The following is a 20,181-nucleotide window of genomic DNA, read 5'->3' as shown; positions in this document are numbered from 1 at the left end:
GCTGAAGAGATCTCGCGCTGAACGGCACTCGAAGTCGTCCGGCCGCCTGGACGCCCGGTGGTACCGATCCTTCCCACCACGCGGAACGGCGGTAGTCAGTGACGTCCCGGACGCGGTCGCGCAACGGTCGTTTCCCCGACTGGCGCGGACGGCGGAGCGGGGTGAGGCTGGCCGCCGACGTCGGAGCGGATCCGGAGCGGCGCGGACGGCACGGGTGGTGCGTGGCCGAGCCGCTCGCCGCGCCGGTGCGACGATGACGCGGAGGTGGGCATGTCGGTCGACACCCCGACTCGGACCGGGGCTTCGGCGGCGGTCCGGCCGGTGCACCGGTGGGTCGAGCAGCGGGCGGACGAGACGCCGGACGCGGTGGCGGTGCACGCCGATACGGACCTGACCGCGGTGTCGCTGACCTACCGCGAGCTGGACGGGTCGGCCAACCGGATCGCGCGCTGGCTGCACGGGCGGGGCGTGGGCGCCGAGGACCGGGTGGGCGTGCACCTGGACCGCGGCCTGGACCTGGTCGGGGTGCTGCTCGGCATCTTCAAGGCGGGCGCGGTCTACGTGCCGCTCGACCCGACCCTGCCCGCCGCGCGGTTGCGCCACATCCTCGCCGACTCGGCCCCGGCGGTGGTCCTCACCAGCGACGACCTGCCCGCTCTCCCGGTGGACGGCGCCCTCGCGGTGCAGGCGCTGCGCGCGGAGTGGGCCGACGTCCCGGCGACCCGTCCGGAGGCGCCCCACCCGGGCGCGAGCGCGGCCTACGTCGTCTACACGTCCGGGTCGACCGGGACGCCCAAGGGCGTGGTGGTGCCGTACGACGCGCTGGCCCACCAGCTGGGCTGGCTGTGCACCCGGTTCGGGTTCGGTCCCGACGACGTCGTCCTGCACAAGACCCCGCTGGCGTCCGACCCGTCGCTGTGGGAGCTGCTGGTGCCCCTGATGAGCGGGGGCGCGCTGGTGCTCGCCGAGCCGCTCAACCACGGCGACCCGGCCTACCTGCTCGACGTGCACGACCACTACGGCGTCACCGCGTGCGACTTCTTCCCCTCGCTGCTGCGCCACTTCCTGGCCGAACCGCGCGCCGCCGAGCGCGCGACCGCGCTGCGCACGGTGATCTGCGGCGGTGAGGAGCTCAACGCCGAACTGGCCGCCCGGTTCGCCGAGGTGCTCCCCGGCGCCGCGCTGCACAACCTCTACGGGCCGACCGAGGCGACGATCGCGGTCACCGCGCACCGGATCCCCCGGACCGGGCAGACCGATCCCATCCCCATCGGCCACCCCGTCCCCGGCACGGAGATCCTCGTGCTCGACCACGCGGGCGCGCCCTGCCCCGTCGGGGTGACCGGCGAGCTGGTCATCGCGGGCGTGCAGCTGGCCAGGGGGTACCAGGGCCGTCCGGCGCAGACCGCGGAGCGGTTCGTGCCGCACCCCACCGCGGCCGGGGAACGCCTGTACCGCACCGGTGACCGGGCCCGGTGGCGCGAGGACGGCGCCCTGGAGTTCCTCGGCAGGCTGGACCACCAGATCAAGATCCGCGGCCACCGGGTGGAGCCCGCCGAGGTGGAGGCCGCGCTGACCGCGCGGCCCGAGGTCGCCCAGGCGCTGGTGATCGCGCGGCCCGCGCCCGACGGCGGGCAGCGGCTGCTGGCCTACCTGACCCGCTCGACGGCCGGGTCGGAGGTGCGGGCCGCGGCGCTGCGCGCGGACCTGGTCAAGCGCCTGCCCTCGGCGATGGTCCCGGCCGCGTTCGTGTGGTTGGACGCGTTCCCGCTCACCGCCATCGGCAAGATCGACCGGGACGCCCTCCCGGATCCCGCCAGGTGATGACCACCGGGACCGCGCCGAAGCGGACGGACCCGAGGTTCTGGTACCTCTGGAGCGCCACCGCCATCTCCGGCCTGGGTGACGGCGTGCGGTTCGCCGGTTTCGCGCTCTTCGCCGCGGTGCTGACCCGCGACCCGCTCGCGGTGGCGCTGGTGACGGTGGCCGGGCAGCTCCCGTGGCTGCTGGTCGGGCCGTTCACCGGGGTGGTGGTCGACCGGTTCGACCGGGTGCGGACGCTGTGGCTCTGCGACCTCGGCCGTGCGGTGGTCATGGGGGTGTTCACCCTGGTCACCCTGCTCGACCGGGTCGACGTCGCGGTGCTGGTCGGCGTGGCGTTCCTGCTCAGCTGCCTGGACACGCTGGCCGACAACCTGTCGCAGGCGCTCACGCCGCAGGTGGCCGGGGCGCGGTCGCTGGACTCGGCCAACAGCCTGCTGTTCGGCGGGCAGATGATCACCACCGAGTTCATCGGCACGCCCGTGGCCGCGTTCCTGTTCGCCTGGGCGCTCGCGCTGCCGTTCGCGGTGGACACCGCCACGTTCCTGGTGTCGGCCCTGCTGATCATCGCCCTCGGCAGGCGGCTGCCCTCCCCGCCGCGCGACCCCGACGCGGTGCGGAGGTCCGTGGTCGCGGACACCGCCGACGCCATGCGCTGGCTGCTGCGCCACCGCCCGCTGCGGTCGCTGTGCCTGCTCATGGGCGTGCTGAACTTCGCCGTCGTCGGGGTGCTGAGCATCGCCGTGCTGTACGCGCTGGAGGTGCTCCGGGTCAGCCCCACCACCTACGGGCTGCTCCTGGCGCTCATCGCGGTGGGCGGTCTGCTCGGGCTCGCGGTCACCCCGGCGCTCACCGCGCGGATCGGGGCCCGGCGGACGCTGCTCCTGGCGTTCGCGCTGTGCCCCGCCCCGCTGCTGGTGGCCGGGCTGACCTCGCGGGCCTGGGTGGCGGCACCCGCGTTGCTGCTGGTCGGGGTGGCCGCGTCGCTGGGCGGTGTGGTGAGCACGACGCTGCGGCTGCGGATGATCCCCACCGAGACCTACGGGCGGGTCAACGCGGCCTACCGGCTGTTCGTCAACGGGCTCGCCCCGCTGGGCGCCTTCGTCGGCGGGCTCGTCGCCCAGCAGTTCACGCTGCGCACGCCGTTCTTCGTGGCCGCGGCGGCCACGGCGGCCCTGCTGGTGTTCGGACCGCGGCTGCTGCGCGGCCTGGGCGAACAGGTGTAGCGGTTCCCCTGACTTCCCCCGCCCCGACCCGGTGTCCGAGCATGACGGGAAACGCCGGATGGATGGAGCCGCTTCAGCCATGACCGCTTCTTCTGCGACAACCGCAGGCGACCTCTGGGGGCGCGGCGAGGTCCGGTCCGTCCCCGACGCGACCATGGCCGACCTCGTCGAGGCGGCCGTGCGCGCGCACCCGACGGCTCCGGCGCTGATCAGCGACGTCGAGGGAACCCTCACCTTCGCCGGGCTGAACGCGCGGGCGAACCGGCTCGCGCACCTGCTGATCGGCATGGGCGCGGGGCCGGAGCGGGTCGTGGGGGTGGCGCTGCCCCGGTCGCTGGACGCGGTGGTCGCGATGGTGGCGGTGATCAAGGCGGGGGCGGTGCACCTGCCGCTGAACCCGGAGTACCCGGTGGAACGGCTGGCCGCGATGGTCGCCGACTCCCGCCCGGTCGCGGTGCTCACGGCGACCGACCTGGACGTCCTCCCCGATCCGACGAGCCGGACCGGCACGGCCGACACCCGTGTCCTGCGCTGGGACGCCATCGCCCTCGACGAGCACCCCGACACCGACCCGACCGACGCGGACCGGGTCGCGCCGCTGCACCCGGCGCACCCGCTCTACCTGATCTACACCTCCGGGTCGACCGGGGTCCCCAAGGGCGTGGCGATGCCCGCCACCGGTCTGGTGAACCTGCTGGCCTGGCACGGCGACCGGTTCGCGGTCGGACCGGGAACCCGCACGGCCAACCTGTCCGCGATCGGGTTCGACTTCGGCATGCACGAGATCCTGTCGGCCCTGGTGCACGCCAAGTGCCTCGTCGTGCCGACCGAGGACGTGCGCGCCGACCCGATCCGGCTGGCACGCTGGCTCGACCGGCACGGGGTGCACCAGCTGTTCCTGCCGAACGTGCTCATCGAGTCCCTCTGCGAGGCGGCGGCCGTGACCGGCGTCGCCCTGGCCGACCTGCGCGACATCATCCAGTCCGGCGAACCCCTCGTGCTCGGCGCGACCCTGCGCGACTTCCTCCGCACCCACCCCTCCCTGCGCGTGCACAACCACTACGGCGCCACGGAGATGCAGGACGCCACCACCTGGTCGACCGGCCGGACCGCGGTGCCGACCATCGGGACTCCCCTGTGGAACGTGCGGGTCCACGTGCTGGACGACGACCTGCGGCCGGTGCCGGACGGGGAGACGGGCGACCTGTACGTGTCGGGCGCGGGCCTGGCGCGCGGCTACCTGAGGCGGCCGGGGCTGACCGCGGAGCGCTACCTGCCCGACCCGTTCGGCGAGCCGGGGCAGCGGATGTACCGCACCGGCGACCTGGCCAGGTGGAACGCCGACGGCGAGCTGGAGTGCCTCGGGCGCCGGGACAACCAGGTCAAGATCAACGGGTTCCGGGTGGAGCTGGGCGAGGTCGAGGCGCGGCTGCGGGAGCGACCGGGCGTGCGGCAGGCGCTGGCGCTGCCCCGGCACGCGGCCAACGGCGGCAAGCAGCTCGTGGCCTACGTCGTGGGCTCGGACGTGGACGTGGTGCGGATCCGGGCGGAGCTGGCGCGGGTCCTGCCCGCCCACATGGTGCCCGCCGCGGTGCTGGCGCTGCCGGCGCTGCCGATCGCCCCGAACGGCAAGGTCGACCTGCGCGCGCTGCCCTCACCCGAGTTCGCCACCGGGGGCGCCGAGGCGGAGACACCGGACCAGCAGTCGCTGGTGGACGCCTTCACCGAGGTGCTCGGCGTCCCCGCGGGCGTCGACGACGACTTCCTCGCCCTCGGCGGCGACAGCCTCGGCGCGGTGCGGCTGGTGGTGCTGGCCCGGCGCGCCGGACTGGCCGTCGGCACGCGGGAGGTGTTCGAACTGGGCACGCCGCGCAGGCTCGCCGCCGCCGCGACGGGCACGACGGCGCCGACGATCCCGGTGCGGCCGCTGGTCGCCCTGCACCACCACCAGCTCAACCGGCTGCGCGCGGCGCACCCGAACCTGGTCGAGATCCTGCCGGTGACCCCCGTGCAGCAGGGGTTCCTGTTCCACCGCCTCCAGGACACCGACGGCTACACCGAGCAGCTGCGGTTGGCGCTGGCCGGTCCGGTGGACGCGCCCGCCCTGCGCGCGGCGGTCGTCGCGGCCTTCCGCAGGCACGCTCCGCTGCGGACCGCCTTCCTGGTGGACGGTCTGCCCGAACCCCTCCAGGTCGTCGTGGCCGAGGTCGAGCCGCCCTGGCGGGAGACCGACCTGACCGCGCTCGACCCGGCCGCGGCCGAGGCGCGGGCGGACGTCCTCGCCGCGCGCGGCAAGGCCACCCCGTTCGACGTGCGCACTCCCCCGTTGCTGCGCCTGCACCTGGTCCACCTGCCCGGCGGCACCGCCCACCTCGTCCTCGACTACCACCACCTGCTGCTCGACGGGTGGTCGGTGACGCTGCTGGTGCGCGAACTGCTGGCGGCCGAGGTCGTCGCGACCCCGGTTCCGGCCCTGCGCGACTGGATGCGCGTCCTGCGCGCCCAGAACCGCGACGCGGCCGCCTCGGCGTGGCGGGCTGCGCTGGACGGCATCACCGAACCGACCGCGCTCGCCACCGCGGCGGAGGGCACGTCGGACTCGGTCCACCACGTCGTCGACCTGCCCGCCGAGGTGACGGCCCGCCTGGTGGAGGCGGCCAGGGCCCATCGGCTGACGCTGAACACGATCATGCTGGCGCTGTGGGGCGTCGTGCTGGCCGCCGAGACCGGCCGGTCCCGCGTGGTGTTCGGGACGACGGTGTCGGGGCGGACCGACGAGGTGCCGGGCGTGGAGGACCTCGTCGCGATGCTGGTCAACACGGTGCCCGTGGTGGTGGCCGTGGACCCCGATGAGCCGGTGCGGGCCTTCCTGCGGCGGGTGCGGACCGAGCAGCTGGCCCTGGCCCGGCACCAGCACCTCGGCCTCGGCGCGATCCGGCGCCTGGCGTCCTGGGAGTCGGAGTTCGACACCCTGCTGGTGTTCGAGAACCCCGACCTGCTGCTCGACGACCCGCGGATCACCGGCGTGCGGCACAGCGACGACACGCACTACGCGGTGAGCCTGCTGATCACGCCGGGCGAGACGCTGCGGATGGCGTTCACCTACCGGCCCCACCTCGTCCCGGAGTCCCGCGTCCGCCGCCTCGCCGACTCGCTGTCGGCGGGCTTGGCCGCGGTGGCCGGGGACGTGGAGGGGCCGGTACGCGCCTTGGACGTCAGCCCGTCAGCGTCGACCGGGCGGTGATCTCGCCGAAGGAGGCCAGGTCCGGGACGCCGAACTTCTCCGCAAACGCGGCGGTGACCGGCCCCAAGGCCCCGTCGTGCGGCACGGCCCCGGTCGGGGTCGACGCCCCGATGATCCACGCCCCACCGCACTGCGGCCGGTACTCGACCACGCACTCCACCGCCGAATCGCCGACCGGGACGGACACCGCCGTGGTCAGGACGCGGCCCTCTTCGCCGATGTCGGCCCCCTCGGGGACCTCGATCCACAGCGACGCCGACGGCGTGCGGCGCACGACCTCCCGGTAGGCCTCCTCCACGTCCTGCCAGCCCGCTCCCGCGGCCTCCGGCAGGTGGCCCTGCACGGCCCGGTTGAGCAGGCGGGTGGGGAACTCCGGCCAGCCGGGCCGGACGCCGATCCCCGACACGTGCCGCGGGTTGAGTTCGGTGGCCACGAACCCGTCCGCGCCGGACAGGCCGTCGACGCTGAACACGCCGGTGTACCCCAGCGACGTCGACAGGTCCTGCCCCACTCGGCGGGCGTAGTCGCGCAGCACCTCCCGCCGCGCGTCGGCCGGGCGCCACGTCGTCGAGCAGCCGCCATAGACCAGCTGCCCGGTGCTCGGCCGGTGCAGGGTGATGACCTCGATCGGGTCGAACACCGCCACGCCGTCGTCGAAGACCATGCCCATGAGGCTGCACGGGACGCCGGGGACGAAGGTGGCGATGCGGACGCGTTCGGTGCGGGCGCGCAGCACCTCGACGGCGGTGTCCAGCTCCGCGCGGGAACGGACCCAGCGCAGGCCCTGCGAGCTGCCCAGGACGTCCAGGGTGGTGTCGATGGCGATCATGACGCCGTGGCCCTGGTCCAGCGACACCGCCGTGGCGGCCAGGTCCGGGTCGTCTACGTCGACGATCACGTGCGGCGGGGCGGGGATGCCGACCCGCTGCCACAGCTCGTCGATGCGGGTCTTGTCCTCCCACACCGCCCACTCCGGGAGCCAGCGGCCGTAGGCGGGACGGCCGCCCAGCTCCTCGAACTCGCTGTAGGTGGTACCCAGCACCTCCCACTCCCGGTCCGGGTCGAGGCCGTCGAGCCAGTCGACGACCTCCTGCGGCTTGCTCGCGAGCCACACCTCGTACTGCCGGTGCGACATCGTCAGGCCGTGCTCGGCGCAGCTCCACACGTGCTCGGCGGGCGGGTCGTCGGCGCGCGGCACGGTGTTGATCACCACAGCGGCCAGGCGGGCGCCGGAGCGGTCCAGCTCCTCGGCGAGCGCCTTCATGCCGCCGTTGAAGTGGTTCACAGCCATGACCACGTCGCGACCGGTCCAGCGGACGCGCATGTCGTCGACGACGCGGCCGAGGCGGCCCTGCGGGGTGTCGTTCACGACTGCCCGTCCATCTGCCTGCGCAGGCTCAGCGGCCGCATGTCCGTCCACACCTCGTCGATGTGGGCGAGGCACTCGTCCTTGCTGCCCGTCGTGCCCTCCGACCGCCACCCGGCGGGCACCTCGGCGTCGGCTCGCCAGATCGAGTACTGCAGCTCGTCGTTGAGCACGACCAGGAAGGTCGGCTCGTCGGTCTCCGTCGAGGCCTGGTCAACGGCCATCGGTCCTCCTACTGGTTGTCGGGTCGTCGGCCAGCAGCGCGGCGACCTCGTCGTCGGTCAGGTCGGCCAGTTCCGCCAGTGCCAGGCGCAGTTCCTCCGGATCCGCCTGGTCCACCTGGACCGCGCGCACCGTCGCGGCCAGGTCGGCGACGGTGGTCCCGCCGCCGAGCAGGTCGCCGACGGACAGCTCGACGCCGAACTCGCGGCGGATCCTGGCCACGATCCGGGTCGCGAGCAGCGAGTGCCCGCCCAGCTCGAAGAACCCGCTGGTCACCGAGACGTCGGGCAGGCCGAGCACCTCGGCCCAGATGTCGGCGACCGCCCGCTCCACCGGGTCGCGCGGCGCGGTGCGGGCGGCCTGGACGACGGTGGGCTCGGGCAGGGCGGACCGGTCGAGCTTGCCGGTGCGCCCGGTCGGCAGGGCGGGCAGCCGGACGAACGCCGAGGGCACGGCCGCCGGGGGCAGCAGGTCGCCGAGGAACGACCGCAGGGCCGCGTCGGGGACGTCGGCGCCGACCAGGTAGGCCACCAGCCGGGGTTCCCCGTCCGGGCCGGGGCGCGCGATCACCGCGGCCGCGGTGATCCCCGTGAACCCGGTGAGCGCGGTCTCCACCTCGGCCGGTTCGACCCGGTTGCCGCGGATCTTGACCTGCTGGTCGAGCCGTCCGAGGAACTCCAGCGAGTCGTCGGCGGCCCAGCGGGCGCGGTCCCCGGTGCGGTAGAGCCTGCCGCCGGGTTCGAACGGGTCGGGGACGAACCGCTCGGCGGTCAGCGCCGGTCGGCCGAGGTAGCCGCGGGCCACCTGCACGCCGCCGATGCACAGCTCCCCCGGCACGCCGACGGGAACGGGCGCGCCGCGCGGGTCCAGCACGTAGAGGCGGGCGCCGGTGATCGGGCGGCCGATCGGCAACCGGGGCCGCGCGGTGTGCTCGGGCGTGATCTCCACGGCCGTGACGTCGATGGCGGCCTCGGTCGGCCCGTACAGGTTGTGCACGGCCACGTCCGGCACCAGCTCGCGCAGGCGGGTGACGACCGACGGCGGCAGCTCCTCGCCGCTGCACACGACCCGGCGCAGGACGCCCGCGCACCGCGCCACCGCCGGTTCCTCGACGAACGCCCGCAGCATCGACGGCACGAAGTGGCACGTGCTCACGCCGCTCTCGCGGATCAGCCCGGCCAGGTAGGCGGCGTCGCGGTGGCCGTCGGGGCGGGCGAGCACGACGGTGGCGCCCGCGGCCAGCGGCCAGAACAGCTCCCAGCCCGCCACGTCGAACCCGATGGGCGTCTTGTGCAGCACCCGTTCCGCCGCGGCGAGCCCGTACTCGGCCTGCATCCACAGGATCCGGTTGACCAGCCCCGCGTGCTCGTTCATCACGGCCTTGGGCGTGCCGGTCGTGCCGGAGGTGTGGATGGCGTAGACGAGGGTGGCCGGGGTGGCCGTCGGTTCCGGCCGGTGCGCCGGGTGCGCCGCCGCGTCGTCCACGCGGACCGCGACGTGGTCGGGGAAGCGGTCGGCGCGGTCGGTCAGCACGACGACCGGCCGGACGTCCCGCAGCTGCGCGACCAGCCGCGCGGTGGGGTTGTCGGGGTCGAGCGGCACGTAGAAGCCGCCCGCCTTGAGCACGGCGAGCAGCGCAACGACCAGGTCGGCCGAGCGGGGGAGGCACACGGCGACCGCCCGCTCCGGGCCGACACCGCGCTCCTTCAACAGCCACGCCAGCCGGTTGGCCTCCGCGTCCAGCTGCCCGTAGTCGAGCGCGCGGTCTCCGAGCAGCGCCGGGGCGCGGGGGTCGAGGTCGACCCGCCGTTCGACCAGCTCGTGCAGCAGTCCCGGCGGCGCGGGGGCTTCGAGGGCGCCGCTGAGAGCACCGACGACGCGGGCGTGCTCGGCGTCGTCGAGCAGCGGGATGTCGTCGACCGGGACGCCGTCGAGGTCCGGGACGGCGCGCAGGACGTGGACGAACGCGTCGGCGAAGCGGCGGGCGGTGCTGTCGTCGAGCAGGTCGGCGGCGTAGGTGAGATGCCCGTCGAGCCCGCCGTCGGCGCGCGGGGTGAGGTGGACGGACAGCTCGAACTGGGCGCCGGGGGCGGGCAGTTCGAACGCCTCCGCCCGCACGGAACCCGCCTGCCACGGCCGCAGCGGCAGGTTCTGCAACGCCAGGACCGCCCGCACCAGCGGAGCGCGCCCGTGGGAGCGGTCGGGGTCGAGCAGCCGGACGACCTCCTCCAGCGGCATCGCCTGGTGCGGGGTCGCGGCCAGGGAGCGGGCCCGGACCCGCGCGAGCAGGTCGGCGAACGTCGGGGCGCCCGAGGTGCCCAGGCGCAGCGGGAGGACGTTGACGAACAACCCGACCCGGTCGGCGCTGGTGCGGTCGCGGTTGGCGGCCGGGACGCCGATCACGAAGTCGTCCTGCCCGCTCCACCGCGCCGCGACGACCCCGAGCGCGGCCAGCAGCACCATGAACGGCGTCGCCCGCCGCGCGGCGCCGTACTCGGCCAGGCGCGCGGCGGACCCGACGTCCAGGCCCAGTTCCACCGCGCCACCGCGCCACGCCGGTCCGGCCGGGGCGTCCAGCGGCAGGTCGAGCGGGTGGGCGCCGTCGAGGGTGTCGCGCCAGAACTCGGCGTCCGCGTCGTCCCAGGCGGGCGGCGCGACCGGCCAGGCCGGGGTGGGCAGCGGGACGTCCTGGTAGGCGTCACCCAGTTCCCGCAGCAGGACGCCGAGCGACCACCCGTCCACGACGACGTGGTGCGCGGCGATGCCCAGGTACCAGTCGTCGCGGCGCTCGACGAGCACCGCGCGCACCAGCGGCCCCTCGGCCAGGTCGAACGGGGCGGTGGCCAGGTCGCGCAGCACGCGCCCGACCTCGGCGTGGTCGGTGGAGGCGAGCCTGCGCAGCGGCAGCGGACCCGCCGGGCGCACGGTCAGGACGAGCGTCCCGTCGGGGTCCGGGGCGAAGGTGGAGCGCAGCCCCGGATGGCGGGCGAGGAGGCCGTCCAGGCACCGGGCGAGCCGGTCGGGGTCGACGGGTCCGGTCAACCGGACGCCGCCGTGCACGTGGTAGGCGCCGCCCGCGCCCATCGAGTCCAGCAGCCACATGACTTCCTGGGCCCGTGACGGCACGGGTTCCGGACTCTCGAGTTCCGCGCTGTCCGTCGTGGACACGCGGGGGGCGGGCGCCTCGTCCAGCAGGGAGCGCAGCCCGGTGAGGGTGAGGCCGTCGAGCAGCCGCGCGACGGGGACCTCGGCGGCGAAGGCGTCGGCCACGCCCGCGGCGAGCCGGACCGCGCGCAGGGAGTCGAGGCCGAGGCCGACCAGGGGTCGGTCCGCGGGGACCCGGTCCAGGTCGAGCACGTCGGCCACGACCGCGGCCAGCCGGTCGGCGGGGTCGGTCGCGGCCCCATCGGCGTCCGGCCCGGTCGACGCGGTCGTGACCGGGCGGGCGCCCGCGACCTGCGCCAGGGTGCCGTCGAGCCAGTTCGCCCTGGTCGTGGCGCGTCGGACCTTGCCGCTGGTGGTGCGGGCGATCGCGCCCTGGCGCACCAGCACGACCTCCCGCGGCGTCACCCCGTGGTCGGTGGTGACGGCCTCGCGGACCGCGGACCGCACCGCGTCCGCGGTCTCCGCGGTGGTGCCCGCGGCGACCTCGTGCACCAGCACCAGGTACTCGTCGTCGCCGTCGTCCACCGAGAACGCCGCCGACCGGCCCGGCCGCCGCAGCGCGGGGTGGGCGGACTCGGCGGTCTGCTCGACGTCCTCCGGGTAGTGGTTGCGTCCGCGCAGCACCATGAGGTCGGTGGCGCGGCCGGTCACGAACAGCTCGCCGTCGAGGGTGAACCCGAGGTCGCCGGTGCGCAGGAACCGCCGTTCCGGGTGGCCGGGCAGCGCGACGCCGAACCGCGCGGCCGTCTCGTCCGGACGCCCGCGGTAGCCGTCGGTGACGCTCGGCCCGCTGACGCAGATCTCCCCGACACCGCCGGGGGCGCACTCCCGGCCCTCGGCGTCGACGACCAGGACCAGGTCCTCGCCCTTGGCGGAGCCGCAGCCGACCAGCGCCGTGCTCGGGTGGTCCGCAGGCGGGTCGAGGCGCACGACGCCCTCGGCCAGTTCGGCCCGGCCCACCTCGACCACGGCGGGCCCGTCCGGCCGGGACCCGCCGGTCACCAGCAGCGTCGCCTCGGCGAGCCCGTAGCAGGGGTGGAACGCGGACCGCCGGAACCCGGTCCCGGCGAACGCGCGGGTGAACTCCTCGATCGTGGCGCCGCGCACCGGCTCGGCACCCACCATCGCGTGCCGCAGGGACGACAGGTCCAGCCCCGCGCGCTCGGTCGCGGAGACGCGGCGGACGCACTCGCGGTAGGCGAAGTCGGGCGCGGCGGTGAAGGTCGCGCGGCTCCGACTGATCTCGCCCAGCCAGCGCAGCGGCCTGCGCAGGAACGCGGCCGGGGACAGCAGGGCGCACGGGAAGCCGCCGTGGACCGGTTGCAGGATGCCGCCGATGAGCCCCATGTCGTGGTACGGGGGCAGCCAGCTGACCGCCCGGCTGTCGGCGTCGACGCCGAGCACCCGGCCGATCGTCGTCAGGTTGGCGGTCAGGTTCGCGTGCCGCACCCGCACGCCCTTGGGCGTTCCCGTGGAGCCCGAGGTGTACTGGAGGAAGGCGAGGTCGTCCTGAGCCGGACCCGGCCCGTCGAAGTCGGGGTCGTCGTCGAGGCCGTCGACCGGCAGCCAGTCGGGCCCGCCCGCCGCGGACAGCGTCGGCGCGAGGTCGTCGCGCACCACCGTGGTGGACAGCAGCACCCGCGCCCCGGCGTCGGCGGCCACACCGAGCATCCGCTCGGCGCCCCGCGCGCCCACCGGGAGGTACACCGGGACGGCGACGACACCGGCGTAGAGGCAGCCGAAGAACCCGGCCACGTAGTCGACCCCCGGCGGGAAGAGCAGCACCGCGCGCTCGCCCGCCAGTCCTCGCGCGCGCAGCGCCGCGGCCACTCCCCTGGCCCTCCGGTCCAGGTCGCGGTAGTCGACGACCAGGCGGTCGTCGTCACCGACGAACTCGAACGCCGTCCGGCCGGGGGTCACCGCGGCCCGACGGCGCAGGAGGTCGACCAGGGTGTCGCTCACGACGACCTCCCGCGGTCCGCTCCGCTCACCCGCGCACCTTCGCGATCACCGGCATGTGCTTGATGCCCGCGACGAAGTTCGACGACAGGTGCTCCACCTCTCCCGCCCGGTCGATGTCGGAGAAGGTGCTGGTGATCTCGTCGAACAGCGCGCGCAGCGTGACCCTGGCGACGGTGTGCCCGACGCAGTAGTGCCCGCCGACGCCGAAGGCGATGTGCCGGTTGGGCTTGCGCCTGGGGTTGAACGTGAACGGGTCCTCGAACGCGGTCTCGTCCCGGTTGGCCGACCCGAGCCACACCACCACCGCGTCGCCCGAGCGCACCTGGCGGCCGCCGAGTTCGACGTCGCGCACCGCGTGCCGCATGAAGTGGTTGGCGGGCGAGGCCCAGCGCAGCGCCTCCTCCACGGTGGTCGCGATCGTGCCGGTGTTCGCGCTCTCCAGGACCTCGTGGAGCACGGGCGTGCCGATGATGGCGTCCAGCGCGGCGGTCGGCACGTACGGCGTGGTGACGTTCGCGCCGAGCAGCAGGCTGTAGCAGTTGGCCAGCACCTCGCCGAGGCCCATCTTGCGGTCGTCGACGTCCATGCTCAGCAGCAGGCTGATCAGGTCGTCGCCGCCGGGGCTTTTCTGCCTCGCCCGCACGATCTCGGCGAAGTAGGCGAACAGCTCCCGGTGCGCGCGCTGGAGGGCCATGTGCGTTTCGACGCCGCCGTTGAACTCGGGGTCGTCCGGGGCGATCGACATGAGGGTCAGCTCGGTCAGCCGGGGCCAGTCCTCCTCGGGCAGGCCCATGAGCATCCCGGTGACCGCCATCGGCAGCTTGGTGACCGCGTCGGCCAGGTCGAAGGGCTCGCCGGACTTGGCCGGTTCGAGCAGCCTGCTCACCTGGGCGCGGATCTGGTCGCCGGAGCGCTCCACCGACTTGATCGTCAGCGCCCGCTGGAGCGGCTCGCGCATCCGGGTGTGCCGCGGCGGGTCGGTGGCGGCCATCTGCTGCCCGCCCGCCGGGTCGTCCTTGCCCAGCAGGTTGAGCAGGGTGCCGCGCTGGGAGGTGAACGTCTCGTGGTCCCGCAGCACCCAGGAGCCCGCCTCGAAGGTCGTCACCGACCAGAAGCCGAGGTCGCTGCCGACGGGGTGCCAGCGCACGGGCTCGCGCCTGCGCATCTCGGCCCAGATCGGGTGCGGGTCCCCGTGGGAGTACATCCGAGGGTCCACGAGGTCGACGGAGTCGAGGTCGATCGTGTCGCCCCCGGTCACGTCGATCGAAGTCGGAATCCGCATGTCGCGCTCTCCCCGGTGATGGACAGCGGGCAGTCGCAGTACTGCCCCGGACCATCGAACCGCGCCCACGGTGTCGGGCGGAGTCCGGAGAACCCCGGACGTGCGCCACCGGTGGCGTCGGGCGGCGACGGCTAGGATTCGACGCCATGACCAGGAAAGTCCCCGCCACCGGCGGCGAGAAGGAAAGCCTGCAGGCCAGCCTGGACCGGCACCGCGACGTGGTGCTGTGGAAGCTGCGGGGGCTCAGCGACGAGCAGCTCCGCAAGCCGATGACCCCGTCGGGCACGAGCCTGCTGGGTCTGGTCAAGCACCTCGCGGCCACCGAGTACGGGTGGTTCAGCGAGACCTTCGGCCGCGAGACGGAGCCGCTGCCGTTCAGCGACGACGACCCCGAGGCCGACCTGCGGCCCGCGCCGGACGAGACCACCGACGGCATCGTCGCCTTCTACGGCCGGGCGAGGGCCGCGTCGGACTCGGTGATCGCCGACCACGAGCCGGACTCGCTGGGCACCGCCTGGTACGGCGACCGGGTGTCGCTGCGCTACACGCTCATCCACATGATCGAGGAGACCGCCCGGCACGCGGGCCACATGGACGTGGTGCGCGAGCTGCTCGACGGCAGCGTCGGCGACCACCCCGCGGCCACCGAGGCGGACGCCACGGCCTGACCGGGTTCACCCGACCCCCGCCGACGGCGGGTACCAGCGGGTGGTCGCACGGGCCAGCAGCCCACCCCCGTCGTCGAACAGCGCCGAGGTCGCGGCCAGGCCGTGGCCGTCGGCGCTGTCCAGCGTCGCCACCACCACGCAGTCCTGCCCGGCCAGTGGCAGCCGGGTCAGCTCGACGCGCATCCAGCCGAGCACCTTCGGCGCGGCGACGAGGTCCGCGGTCCAGCCGGACGGGCAGTCCAGGGCGGCCCAGACGAACTCCGGGCGCACGTGGCCGTCGGCGTCCAGCAGGCCCTCGTCCGGGGTCCACGGGCAGGCGACGGTGTCCACCCGGCCGGGCACCGGTCCGGGTGCGAGCAGCAGGCCGTCGCCCGCGGCGCGGTCGGGTCCGCAGGCGAAGCAGTGCGGGTAGGGATGCCCCTGGCGACCGCGGTAGCGCGAGGTGGTCGCGCGAGCCGCGGACAGGGCCACCGGGTCCAGCGGCGCGACCCCGTGGCGGGTGGGCGCGGCGGTGGCGACGAGCCGGTCCCCGTCCCACAGGTGGGCGCGCCTGCCGCCGACCTCGGCGCGCAGGGGCACGTCGAGCCGGGGCGGGATGTGCAGGGTCACCGCGACCGGTGACGGGCACAGGCCCGCGAACAGCCCGCACGCGTAGCCGCCGTTGGCGCTGTCGTCGGGCCCGTTGAAGCGGGCCCCGATCGTGAGCGGCACTGACTCGGACACCGGACTCCTCCTCGGCTCGCCCTCCACTGTGCCGCACCCCACGGGCCCGGCGAAGTCCGACATTCCCCGCACACGACCCCGGACCGGGGCGCCGATCCGGGGGTTCTCCGGACTGTGCCCTCCGTGCGCCGGCAGGTGGAATGAGTGGCGCTTAGGGACGCCGGTTGATCGCGAGAGACCGCTCCACCCCGGGCACCAGAACCGCCCTACAGAGAGATGTGGCGAGCCGATGCCGACTGACACCACCAGAATCGTCAACTCCTGGAACGAGTGGGACACGCTCCAGGAGGTCGTCGTGGGCAGCGCGGAGAACGCCTGCTTCGAGCCGACCGAGCCGGGGCACAAGCCGCAGGAGCGCGGCCTCTCCGAGCCGCGGCCCTTCCCCACCGGCCCCAAGCCCCAGGAGCTGAACGAGAAGGCCAACGAGGAGCTCGCCGGTCTCGTGTCGCTGCTCGAGTCGCAGGACGTCACCGTGCGCAGGCCGTCGGTGCGGGACTACTCGACGCCGCTGAAGACGCCCACGTTCGAGGTGGAGAACCAGTACTGCGCGGTATGCCCGCGCGACGTGATGATCACCCTGGGCAACGAGATCCTCGAGGCGACGATGTCGCGGCGCTCGCGGTACTTCGAGTACCAGGCCTACCGGAGCCTGGTCTACAAGTACTGGGACGAGGACCCGATGATGACGTGGTCCGTGGCGCCGAAGCCGTCCATGGCCGACGACATGTACCGCGAGGACTTCTGGTCGTGGCCGCTGTCGAAGCGGCACGAGGAGATGCACAACTTCGAGTTCTGCGTGACCCAGGACGAGGTGGTCTTCGACGCCGCGGACATGGCGCGGATGGGCAAGGACGTGTTCGTCCAGGAGTCCATGACCACCAACCGGGCGGGCATCCGGTGGATCACCCGGCACCTGGAGCCCAAGGGCTTCCGCGTGCACCCGGTGCACTTCCCGCTGGACTACTTCCCCTCGCACATCGACGCCACGTTCATCCCGCTGCGCGCGGGCCTGGTGCTCACCAACCCCGACCGGCCGATCGGCAGCGGCGAGGAGAAGCTGTTCCGCGCCAACGACTGGGAGTTCGTGACCGCGCCGGCACCGGTCTCCGACAACGACCAGATGCCCCGCTACTGCCAGTCGACCAAGTGGGTGTCGATCAACGTGCTGAGCATCTCGCCGACGAAGATCGTCGTCGAGGAGCAGGAGAAGCCGTTGCAGGACATGTTGTCCAACCTGGGCTTCGAGGTGTTCCCGCTGCCGTTCCGCCACGTCTACGAGTACGGCGGCTCGCTGCACTGCGCCACCTGGGACGTCCGCCGCGAAGGCGGCTGCGAGGACTACTTCCCCAACCAGTGAGCAAGGCGCGGAGAGGGGCGGGCTCCCGGACCGGGAGCCCGCCCCTTTTCGTGCTACCCCTTCGCGACGACCCCGGCGACGGTGGCGGGCCGTGACGCCGGGAAGTAGTGGCCGCCGTCGGGCAGTTCGAGCACCCGGACGTCGCGGGCCAGCCGGGACCAGTCCCACGGGTCGCCGGGCAGGTCGTCGTCGGCCACGAGCACCACGGTGACCGGCACGTCGAGCCGGTCGCCCGCGTCGAGGGCCGCGGCGTCGAGCGCGTCGGCGAGGTAGTGGCAGGCGGCCACCACGTCGTGCCGGTAGGCGTCGGCGAGCAGGCCCTGCTGCACGTCGTCCACGAAGGCCAGCTCCGCCCGGCCGCTCTCCTCGGCGAGCACGCGCACGACCTCCCGGTCCGACAGCTCCGACACCTCCGCGGCCTGCGCCCTCCGGCCGACGCCGTCACCGGGCAGCTGCGCGCCGAGGTGCACCCGGTCCACGACGTGACCGCGCAGGCGCAGCAGCCGCGCGGCGGCCAGCGCGGCGGCCACGCCCGTCGAGTGACCCCACAGCGACACCGGCCCCGTGCCGAGCGCGGCCAGCTCGTCGGCGACGAGTTCGGCCAGCTCCGACACCGGCACCGGCTTCTCCCCGCGCTCCCGGCCGGGCGGTTCGACGCCGTACACGGCCCACCCGAGTGCGGCCAGCTCGCCCGCCAGCGGCAGGTAGGTCACCGCGTTGCCGCCCGCGTAGGGGAAGCACACCAGGGTGCGCCCCGCGGGCGGGGTCAGCCGGTACAGCACCGGGCGGGGGCCGGTCGGGGCGGTGTCGAGGGTCGCGGCGAGGTCGGCGAGCACCGGGTGGCCGGTGATGTCGCCGAGCGAGCACGCCCGGTCGAGCGCGATGACCAGCTGGAGCGCCGAGAGCGACGAGCCGCCGGAGGCGAAGAAGTCGTCGGTGCGGCCGACGCGGTCGGGCGCGACGCCGAGGACGGCGGCCCACGCGGCGGCGAGCCTGCGCTCGGTGTCGGTGCGCGGCCGCTCGTCCCGCGGCACGACCCGGTGCAGGCCGCCGGTGACGCGCGCCAGCTCGTTGCGGTCGACCTTCCCGTTGCCGGTCAACGGGAGCACGTCGAGCCAGTACCAGTCCATCGGCACCATGTAGTCGGGCAGCGTGCGCGCCAGCGCCTCGACCAGCGGCCCAGGCGCCAGCGACGGCGAGGCGGAGTAGCAGGCCACCAGCCGGGCGGTCCCGGTGGCGTCGGCCACGATCACCGCCGCCTCCCGCACCCCCGGCACGCGCAGCAATCGGTCCTCGATCTCCTCGATCTCGATGCGGAACCCGCGGATCTTGACCTGGGTGTCGCGGCGCCCGGAGAACTCCAGCCGCCCGTCGGGCGTCCACCGGCCGAAGTCCCCGGAGCGGTAGATCCGCCGTCCCCGGTCGTGCGGGTTCGCGGTGAAGGCCTGCGCGGTGCGGACGGGGTCGTTGACGTAGCCGCGGGCCAGGCAGCGGCCGGAGAACACGATCTCCCCGGTCGCGCCGAGCGGGACGGGCATCAGGTTCCCGTCGACGACGTGCACGCCCGCGCCGGGGATGGCCCGCCCCAGCGGCACGCGGGCGCCGGGCGGCGGCCCGCTCATCACCTCGTGGTTGGTGTCGTCGCAGGTCTCGGTGAGCCCGTAGGCGTTGACCAGCAGCACCTCCGGGAGGGCGGCGAACCAGCGGCGGACGAGCGCGGCCTTGAGCGGCTCGCCGGTCGCGGACACGCAGCGCAGCGCGGGCAGGGCGCGCGGCCCGCGCTCCAGGTGCCCGAGCAGGACCTCCAGGTAGGACGGGACGAGCTGGGCGACCTCGACCCGGCGGCGGTCCAGCTCGCCGACGAACTGCTCGACGTCGAGCAGGGCCTGCTGCGACACGACGACCACGGTGCCGCCGACGACCAGCGGGGCGAGCAGCTGCCACAGCGAGATGTCGAAGCACTGCGGCGCGGTCTGCGCCACCACCGTGCCCGCCCGCAGACCCATGTCGTCGATCTTGGCGAGCACGTGGTTGAGCATCCCCTCCTGCTCGCACATGACACCCTTCGGCTCACCGGTGGAGCCGGAGGTGAAGTAGATGTACGCGAGCTGCCCGGCCGACACCGCCACCGCGGGATCGGTCGACGGGTGGCCGGCGCGCGCGACGTCGTCCACCACGCGGGAGCGGATGCCCGGCGCCAGGTCCCCGAGCCGGTCGAGCACGGCCCGGCCGACGTCGTCGGTGAGCGCGAGCCCGCACGCCGAGCGGGTGAGCATGGCGGCGATCCGCTCGACCGGGAAGTGCGGTTCCACCGGCAGGTAGCAGCCGCCCGCCTTGAGCACACCCAGCACCGCCACCAGCCACGGGATGGAGCGCTCGGTCACGACGGCCACCACGTCCTCCGCGGTGAGGCCGTCGGCCAGCAGGGCGTGCGCGACCTGGTTGGCGCGCTCGTCGAGCTGCCGGTAGGTGAGCCGGTCGAGGCCGGCGACCACGGCGACGTCGTCCGGGCGGGCCGCCGCGGTGTCGGCGACGAGCTGGTGCACCCGGCGGTCGGGCAGCTCGCGGGGCGCGCCGCTGAGCCCGGTGAGCTGGTGGCGCAGCTCGTCGTCGCCGAGCAGGCACCGCCCCGCGGCCGGGGTGTCCGGGTCGGCGGCGGCCAGGCGCAGGGCCGTGCGGTGGTAGTCGGCGAGGCGGGCGGCGTAGTCGTCGTCGACCCACTCCCGGCGGCACCGCACGACGAGCGCGCCGCCTTCGAGTCCGATGTGGACGATCGCGTCCCCGTCGAGGTCGCCCTCCCCCACCGACGTGTCGCACCGCGCCGAACCCGTCGGGGCGAGGGGCACCAGGGCGACCAGCTCGCGCCAGGTGCGGCGGCCGAGGTCGACCACCCGCGCCCGCCCGCCGTGGCCGATGGTCACCACCGGCTCGCCGCTCAGCGCGCCGACGACCACCGCGTGCGCGGCGAACACCACCGCGTCCTCGTCGGCGCCCAGCGACGCGGCCAGGTCGGCGACTGCGGTCGCCACGGGGAACCGGTGCTCCGCGATCCCGTCCAGGCCGGTCGCCCAGCGCGGGATGGCCGCGTGGCCCCCGTCCACCCGGTGGTCGGACACGACGGTCATGGCGCTCTCGCTTTCGGTCT

Annotated in this window: 11 protein-coding genes; 5 read left to right on the top strand and 6 right to left on the bottom strand. The window is 74.5% G+C overall.

Features of this window, described 5'->3' with window-relative positions; genetic code table 11:
- Window positions 1–270 precede the first annotated feature (270 nt).
- The 3 genes from RM788_RS46445 (at window position 271) to RM788_RS46435 (ending at window position 6,291) form a co-directional block, all read left to right on the top strand.
- The gene (locus RM788_RS46445; protein WP_315927316.1) at window positions 271–1,824 is read left to right on the top strand and encodes an amino acid adenylation domain-containing protein; all 1,554 of its coding nucleotides are present in this window, start codon (window positions 271–273) and stop codon (window positions 1,822–1,824) included.
- Window positions 1,824–3,047 (top strand): MFS transporter, encoded by a 1,224-nt coding sequence (locus RM788_RS46440; protein ID WP_315927314.1) that lies wholly within the window; start codon window positions 1,824–1,826, stop codon window positions 3,045–3,047. The genes RM788_RS46445 and RM788_RS46440 overlap by 1 nt, the downstream gene beginning before the upstream one ends.
- A gap of 79 nt (window positions 3,048–3,126) precedes the next feature.
- A complete protein-coding gene (locus tag RM788_RS46435) occupies window positions 3,127–6,291 on the top strand; it encodes a non-ribosomal peptide synthetase (RefSeq protein WP_315927312.1) in 3,165 nt (1,054 codons plus the stop codon).
- On the opposite strand, the gene RM788_RS46430 is transcribed toward RM788_RS46435, so the two are convergent.
- The 4 genes from RM788_RS46430 to RM788_RS46415 are packed head-to-tail and all read right to left on the bottom strand — an operon-like array spanning window position 6,263 to window position 14,288.
- Window positions 6,263–7,660, bottom strand: a complete 1,398-nt coding sequence (locus RM788_RS46430; protein ID WP_315927310.1) for an ATP-grasp domain-containing protein — start codon at window positions 7,658–7,660, stop codon at window positions 6,263–6,265. The genes RM788_RS46435 and RM788_RS46430 overlap by 29 nt on opposite strands.
- Window positions 7,657–7,881: an MbtH family protein gene (locus RM788_RS46425; protein ID WP_315927308.1), complete on the bottom strand. Its 225-nt coding sequence runs from the start codon at window positions 7,879–7,881 to the stop codon at window positions 7,657–7,659. The genes RM788_RS46430 and RM788_RS46425 overlap by 4 nt, the downstream gene beginning before the upstream one ends.
- Window positions 7,871–13,006, bottom strand: coding sequence for a non-ribosomal peptide synthetase (locus RM788_RS46420; RefSeq protein ID WP_315927306.1), 5,136 nt, complete (start codon window positions 13,004–13,006; stop codon window positions 7,871–7,873). The genes RM788_RS46425 and RM788_RS46420 overlap by 11 nt, the downstream gene beginning before the upstream one ends.
- A 25-nt stretch (window positions 13,007–13,031) precedes the next feature.
- Window positions 13,032–14,288 carry a cytochrome P450 gene (locus RM788_RS46415; protein WP_315927304.1) on the bottom strand — a complete coding sequence of 419 codons (1,257 nt, stop codon included), beginning with the start codon at window positions 14,286–14,288 and terminating at the stop codon, window positions 13,032–13,034.
- A 146-nt stretch (window positions 14,289–14,434) separates the two neighbouring features.
- On the opposite strand from RM788_RS46415, the gene RM788_RS46410 reads away from it, so the two are divergent.
- Window positions 14,435–14,956 carry a DinB family protein gene (locus RM788_RS46410; RefSeq protein WP_315927302.1) on the top strand — a complete coding sequence of 174 codons (522 nt, stop codon included), beginning with the start codon at window positions 14,435–14,437 and terminating at the stop codon, window positions 14,954–14,956.
- A gap of 6 nt (window positions 14,957–14,962) precedes the next feature.
- Here the strand turns inward: RM788_RS46410 and RM788_RS46405 are convergent, their stop codons facing one another.
- Window positions 14,963–15,679, bottom strand: a complete 717-nt coding sequence (locus tag RM788_RS46405) for a hypothetical protein (protein ID WP_315927300.1) — start codon at window positions 15,677–15,679, stop codon at window positions 14,963–14,965.
- Window positions 15,680–15,908: 229 nt separating this feature from the next.
- Here RM788_RS46405 and RM788_RS46400 point away from each other — a divergent pair, with 229 nt between their 5' ends.
- On the top strand, window positions 15,909–17,036 hold the full coding sequence (locus RM788_RS46400) for a glycine amidinotransferase (RefSeq protein WP_315927298.1): 1,128 nt from the start codon (window positions 15,909–15,911) through the stop codon (window positions 17,034–17,036).
- A 53-nt stretch (window positions 17,037–17,089) separates the two neighbouring features.
- On the opposite strand, the gene RM788_RS46395 is transcribed toward RM788_RS46400, so the two are convergent.
- On the bottom strand, window positions 17,090–20,161 hold the full coding sequence (locus tag RM788_RS46395; RefSeq protein WP_315927296.1) for a non-ribosomal peptide synthetase family protein: 3,072 nt from the start codon (window positions 20,159–20,161) through the stop codon (window positions 17,090–17,092).
- Window positions 20,162–20,181: the final 20 nt, after the last annotated feature.

The sequence above is a fragment of the Umezawaea sp. Da 62-37 genome, assembly GCF_032460545.1.
Taxonomy (GTDB): domain Bacteria; phylum Actinomycetota; class Actinomycetes; order Mycobacteriales; family Pseudonocardiaceae; genus Umezawaea.
The sequence above is the reverse complement of the archived record's forward strand: the minus strand, read 5'-3'. Positions and strand labels throughout refer to the sequence as shown.